This window comes from Anaeromyxobacter sp. PSR-1 (assembly GCF_000964525.1).
In the GTDB taxonomy this organism is placed as follows: Bacteria; Myxococcota; Myxococcia; order Myxococcales; family Anaeromyxobacteraceae; genus Anaeromyxobacter.
On record NZ_BAZG01000261.1, the window covers coordinates 1 to 4,599 of the forward strand.

The 4,599-nt window shown below is 75.8% G+C and carries 3 protein-coding genes; 1 reads left to right on the plus strand and 2 read right to left on the minus strand.

The window, feature by feature from the left end:
• Nucleotides 1–455 (minus strand): MarR family winged helix-turn-helix transcriptional regulator (locus PSR1_RS21850; RefSeq protein WP_059439455.1); only part of this gene is annotated, 455 nt, incomplete at its 3' end.
• Nucleotides 456–586: 131 nt separating this feature from the next.
• Here PSR1_RS21850 and PSR1_RS21855 point away from each other — a divergent pair.
• The gene (locus PSR1_RS21855) at nucleotides 587–2,284 is read left to right on the plus strand and encodes a DNA mismatch repair protein MutT (RefSeq protein WP_059439456.1); all 1,698 of its coding nucleotides are present in this window, start codon (nucleotides 587–589) and stop codon (nucleotides 2,282–2,284) included.
• 85 nt (nucleotides 2,285–2,369) lie between these two features.
• Here the strand turns inward: PSR1_RS21855 and PSR1_RS21860 are convergent, their stop codons facing one another.
• Nucleotides 2,370–4,478 carry a TonB-dependent receptor gene (locus tag PSR1_RS21860; RefSeq protein ID WP_059439457.1) on the minus strand — a complete coding sequence of 703 codons (2,109 nt, stop codon included), beginning with the start codon at nucleotides 4,476–4,478 and terminating at the stop codon, nucleotides 2,370–2,372.
• Nucleotides 4,479–4,599: the final 121 nt, after the last annotated feature.

Below are 4,599 nucleotides of genomic sequence, written 5' to 3' on the forward strand. Positions count from 1 at the left end.
CCGGCGCCCGCGTCCGCGGGCGCCGCGGCCAGCGCGGCCAGGTTCTCGATGAGCTTGCGCAGCCCGGAGCGGAGCGCCGCCACCTCCGCCGGCTCCATGCCGCGGAGCGACTCGGCGTGGTAGCGCGCGGCGTCCTCGGCGACCCGGCGGGCCAGCGGCTCGCCCTTCGCGCTCAGGAACAGCCGCGTGCGGCGGCGGTCGTCGCGGTCCGGCCGCGCCTCCACCAGCTTGCGCTTCACCAGCTCGCTCACCAGGCGCGAGCCGGCCGGCGCGTCGAGCAGCATCGCCGAGGCGAGCGTCCCCGGCGCGAGCCCGGGCTCGTGCAGCAGCCAGTACAGCGCCCAGTACTGCTGCACGGTCAGCCGGTGCCGGCCCGCGCGCGGGCCGACCGCCTCGCGGATGCCCTGCCGCGCCGTGAGGACGAGCAGGCCGATGCTGGGGTCCGGGAGCGGCACGCCGCCAGTAGAGGACGGCGGCCGAGCGCAGGTCAAGGTGACCGGTCCCCGACCTCGCCGGGGCGGCCGCCCGCCCGCCCGCCCGCCGGCGCGGCCCCGGTGTAGAACAGGGACCTCCTGGAGGAGACCGCATGAACGCCGTCCGCAACCCGCTCACCTCGCTGCTCGCCTCGCTCGCCGTCCTCGCCGCCGCCGTGCCGGTCGCCGCGCGCGCCGCCGAGGCCGCGCCCCCGGGCGTCGCCGCGCTCCGCCGCGCCGAGGCCCGCTTCGCGCCGGTGGACCTGAAGGTGGATCTCTCGAAGCTGCCCGCGTCCGAGCGCACCGTCCTCGCCCGCCTGGTCGAGGCCGGCCGGATCATGGACGCGCTGTTCCTGCGCCAGGTGTGGGCCGGCAACGAGGCGCTGCTGCTCCGGCTCCTCGAGGATCGCAGCCCGCTCGGCGAGGCGCGGCTCCGGCTGTTCCTGCGCAACAAGGGGCCGTGGGATCGGCTCGAGGAGGACCGCGCCTTCCTCCCCGGCGTCCCGGAGAAGCCGCAGCAGGCGAACCTCTACCCGGCCGGCGCCACCAGGGACGAGGTGGAGCGCTGGGCCGCCGGCCTCGCGCCCGAGGAGAAGGATCGGGCCATGGGCTTCTTCACCACCGTCCGCCGCGACGCGGCCGGCAAGCTCGTGGCGGTGCCGTACAGCCTCGAGTACCAGGGCGAGCTGGCGCGGGCGGCCGCGCTGCTGCGCGAGGCGGCCGCGGCGACCCAGGACGCCGGGCTGCGCGCCTTCCTCGAGGCGCGCGCGGCCGCGTTCGTCGGCAACGCCTACCGCGACTCCGACGTGGCCTGGATGCGCCTCGACTCCGCGGTGGAGCCGACCATCGGGCCGTACGAGGTGTACGAGGACGGCTGGTTCAACGCCAAGGCGGCGTTCGAGGCGTTCATCGGCGTGCGGGACGAGGCCGAGACCAGGAAGGTGGCCCGCTTCGCCGCCGAGCTGCAGGGTATCGAGGACGCGCTGCCCATCGACGCGGCCTTCAAGAACCCGAAGATCGGCGCGCTCGCGCCCATCCGCGTGATCAACCAGATCTACGCCGGCGGCGACGCGGCCAAGGGCGTGCAGACCGCGGCCTACAACCTGCCCAACGACGAGTGGGTCACGAAGACCATGGGGTCGAAGCGGGTGATGCTGAAGAACGTGCAGGAGGCGAAGTTCCAGAAGGTGCTGCTGCCGGTGGCGAGGCGGCTGCTCTCGCCGGCGGACCGGGCCCACGTCGCGTTCGACCCGTTCTTCACGCACATCCTCATGCACGAGCTGGTGCACGGGCTCGGCCCGCACCACGCCACCGTGGACGGCCAGGAGGTCACGGTCCGCGCCGCGCTGGCGGAGACCTACAGCGCGCTCGAGGAGGCGAAGGCCGACGTGGCGGGGCTGTTCGCGCTGGAGAAGCTGCTCGACGACGGCAAGCTCGACCGCCGCATGCGCGACACGCTCTACCCCACCTTCCTGTGCGGCGCGTTCCGGTCGATCCGCTTCGGGCTGAACGAGGCCCACGGCAAGGGGATGGCCATCCAGATCAACTGGCTGCTCGACCACGGGGCGATCGTGGCGCGCAAGGACGGGACCTTCGCGGTGGACGGCGCGAAGATGCGCGGCGCCATCGCCGGGCTCACGCGCGAGATCATGACCATCCAGGCGAAGGGCGACCGCGCCGCGGCGAAGGCCATGCTGGAGAAGCTGGGCGTGGTGCGGCCCGAGGTGGCCCGCGCGCTCGCGCGCATCGAGGACCTGCCGGTGGACATCGCGCCCCGGTTCGTCACGGCCGACGCGCTCACGGCGCGGTAGCCGCGCCGCGGAGGGCCGCTCCCGCCGGTGAGGGCGAGAGCGGCCCGGTGCGGTGCGTCCGCCCGCGGGGCGGGGCGCAGCCCCGTCAGAACGCGTACTGCAGGTTCGCGTACAGCGTCCGCCCCGGCTCCGGCACCTTCACGCCGGCCGCGAACGGATCCCGCAGGTACGACAGGTGCTCGGCGTAGGTCTTGTCGAGCAGGTTGCGCACGCCCAGGAACGCCTTCAGCCCGCGCCACTCGGCGCCGGCGCGCAGGTTCGTGATGAACCACGCCGAGGTGGGCCGCTCGCCGAGCGCCGGGTCCACCCGGTCCTGCCGCGCCGCCCACTGCTCCTCCGCCTCGGCGAAGAAGCGCCCGTCGTCCCACCGCAGCGACGCGCTCGCGCGCAGCGGCGGGATCTCGGCGAGCGGCGTCCCGGCGGTCTCGTTGCGGGCCCACACGTACGCGACCGCCGCGCCGGCGTAGAGCCGCAGCGGCAGCGCCAGCCGCGCCGAGGCCTCGCCGCCCACCCGGCGCGCGCTGACGCCGGCGTAGGTCTTGGCCGTCGCGCCGCTCGGCAGCGCGAGCGGCACCAGCGTGATCTCGTCGGCGAGCCAGGCGTGGAACACCTGCGCCTTCGCGAGCAGCCGGTCGGCGGTGAAGCGCAGCCCCGCGTCCAGCTCGTCGCTGCGCGTGGGGCGCAGCGACGGATCGCCCACCCACGCCGGCTTGCCCATCAGGCCGGCGAGCGCCATGTAGCGCTCCTGCGGATCCGGCAGGCGCGTGCCGTGGCCGTACCCGGCGAACACGGTCAGGCCGCGCGCCGCGTCCCAGTCGAGCTGGACGTTGCCGGCGAGGAGCAGGTCGGTGCGCGAGCGCTCCGGCGAGCTGTCCGGCCGCCAGGTGGCGTAGAAGTCGCGCCGGTCCACGCCGGCGTAGGACTCGGCCACGTCGAGGCGCGCGCCGGCGGTGGCGCGCACCGACGGCGCGAGCGCGCGGCGCAGCTCGGCGTAGACGCCGCCGGTGGTCTGGGTGACGTCGGGGATCGACGCCTCCCCGACGTACGGCTGGCCGGGCATGGCCCGCCGCACGCGGATGGTCTCGTTGTCCCAGTTGCGGACGACGAGGTCGGCCCCGATCCTCGCCTCGAGCGCCGCGCCGGCGACGCCCAGGCCGGCCTCCAGCTTCGCGCCCAGCGTGCGCGTGCGCGCCTCGGTGCGCATCGACCAGGCCTCGGCGAGCCCGCCGGCGCAGGCGGCCGGGTCCGCCGCGGAGCTGCAGCGGTCGCGGTCGTCCATGTCGTGCGCCACCCGCGTCCAGTAGAGCTGCGCCCGCGCCGAGGCGAGCGGCCCGAGCGCGCCGGCGCGCCAGGTCGCGTTCACCCGGTCGGTGTCGTCCCGGATGCCGTCCATGAGCAGGTACGGGTAGAGGACGTCGTCCGCCTCCTGGCGCGTGTAGCCGAGCTCGAGCTGCTGCCCCTCCGCCGGCACCAGGCCCACCTTGGCCCAGCCGCTCCGGACGTCGTACGCGGTCTGGTGATCCGAGGTGTCCCGGTAGCGGCCGGTGCTCGTCGCCGGGATGACCTCGGTGATGTTCCGCCCGTCGCCGGCGAGGTACGGGTCGCTCCGCTTGAACGCGCCGCCCAGCAGCAGCGAGGCGCGCCCGCCGCCGTACGACGCGACGGCGCTGCTCTCCGTCGCGCCGAACGAGCCCGCGCCCAGGTTCACCTCGGCGCCCGGGCCCGGGCGCGCGCCGCGGGTGCGCACGTCCACCACGCCGCCGAGCCCGCCCGGCTGGCTCACGTCGAACGGCCCGCGCCGCACCTCCACCCCGTCCACCTCGGCCCAGTCGAGGTGGAACGCGGGCGGGTCCATGCGCGACGGGCAGGCGCCGTGCGTGCGCGTGCCGTCCACCAGCACGTTCACGTCGTCCCGCTTCAGGCCGCGCAGCACCACGTCGCTCGCGATCCCCGCCTTGCGGACCTTGCCGACGCCGAGCCCCTGCTCGAGCGCCTCGCCCAGGTCCCGGGCCGGCGTCTCGCGCACCTCGCGGACCTCCAGCCCGTCGGCGCGCGGCTCGCGCCGCGACTTCACCACGATCTCCTCCAGCAGCACCTCGGTCCGCGGCTCCGCCGCGGGCTCCTCCGCCGCGCCGGGCGCGGGGAGGAGCGTCAGCGCGGCCACGAGCCGCGCGAGCTTCCAGTTCCTGGACATCGGTCCTCCGGACAGACGGGTACACGTCCGCCGCGCGCGCGCCGGCTCGCGCCGGCGGCCGCGGCCGCAGGTTCACGCTTCGTGATGGTGCGGGGCGCGCCCGTTCAGCAGGCGCGCGCGG

Bases quoted from the DNA above. Each gene is read 5' to 3' on its own strand.
- PSR1_RS21855 (WP_059439456.1), top strand. From the start codon at position 587: ATGAACGCCGTCCGCAACCCGCTCACCTCGCTGCTCGCCTCGCTCGCC.
- PSR1_RS21860 (WP_059439457.1), bottom strand. From the start codon at position 4,478: ATGTCCAGGAACTGGAAGCTCGCGCGGCTCGTGGCCGCGCTGACGCTC.